This window comes from Pseudonocardia lacus, assembly GCF_018531445.1.
Lineage (GTDB): Bacteria > Actinomycetota > Actinomycetes > Mycobacteriales > Pseudonocardiaceae > Pseudonocardia > Pseudonocardia lacus.
The window spans coordinates 1-1,323 of record NZ_JAHDTH010000457.1; the positions used below are offsets into that span (position 1 = coordinate 1).

Below are 1,323 nucleotides of genomic sequence, written 5' to 3' on the forward strand. Positions count from 1 at the left end.
GGAGGGCGTCGTCCTGCTCGCGCTGGCGGTCGGCGGGGTCGCGCTGCTGCACGGGGCCGCGGCGGCGCTCGGGCAGGCCCAGCTGGTCGCGGCGGGCGAGGCCGCGCTGGCCCGGCTGCGGGAGGCGTTCGTGACCACCGCGCTGCGGCTGCCCCTCGCTCGCGTCGAGGCCGCGGGCAGCGGCGACCTCACCGCGCGCGCCGCGCACGACATCGCCATGGTCCAGGAGGTGGTGCGGCGCTCGCTGCCGGCGTTGCTACGCGCGGTGCTCACCATCGTGCTGACCCTCGTCGGTCTGCTGGTACTGGACTGGCGCTTCGCCCTGGCCGCGCTGCTGGCGGTGCCGATCCAGCTGCTGGCCGCGCGGTCGTTCGTCCGGCGAGCCGTGCCGCTCTACGCGCGCCAGCGGGTCGCGACCGGCGAGCTGCAGCAGCAGCTCCTGGACACCGTGGGCGGGGCGCGCACCGTGGTGGCGCACGGCCTGCAGGACCACCACACCGACCTGGTCGACCGGCGGTCCGAGCGCGCGGTCGAGCTGACCGTGCGCGGGATCGTGCTGGTCAACGGGCTGTTCGGGCGGCTGAACACCGCGGAGTTCGTCGGGCTGGCCGCGGTGCTGGCGGCGGGCTACCTGCTCGTGCGCGACGGGACGGCGACCATCGGCGCGGCAACGGCGGCGGCGCTGTACTTCCACGCGCTGTTCGCGCCGGTCAACGTGGCGCTGGGGCTGCTCGACGAGGCCCAGACCGCGGCGGCCGGCCTCGCCCGGCTCGCCGGCGTCGTCGGCAGCGGGGACGCCGAGGCCGACGCGGTGGTCGCCACCACCGTGAGGCCCGCCGACCCACGCGGGGACCGCCCGGACGGGCCGCCGCGCATCACCGCGACCGGGCTCGGCCACGCCTACCGGCCCGGCCACCCCGTGCTCGCCGACGTCGACCTGGACGTCCCACCGGGCGGCAGGGTCGCGGTCGTCGGCGCCAGCGGGGCCGGCAAGACGACCCTCGGCCGGCTCGTGGCCGGGGTGCAGCCTCCCACCGCCGGGCGCGTCCTGGTCGGCGCGGACGCGCCCCGGACCGGGGAGACCGTCGCGCTGCTCACCCAGGAGGTGCACGTCTTCGCCGGCCCGCTGGCCGAGGACCTGCGGCTGGCCCGGCCGGCGGCCACCGACGCCGAGATCGGGGTCGCGATCGAGGCCGTGGGCGCCGCGGGGTGGGTGGCGGCCCTGCCGGCCGCCGCGGCCACCGTCGTCGGCGAGGGCGGGCACGCGCTCACCGCGGCCCAAGCCCAGCAGCTGGCCCTGGCCCGGCTGCTGCTGGCCGCCCC

At 78.8% G+C, this 1,323-nt stretch carries 1 protein-coding gene; it reads left to right on the forward strand.

Annotation, left to right across the window (positions count from 1 at the left end; genetic code table 11):
- Window positions 1–1,323 (forward strand): ABC transporter transmembrane domain-containing protein (locus tag KIK08_RS39055; RefSeq protein ID WP_214408336.1); only part of this gene is annotated, 1,323 nt, incomplete at both ends.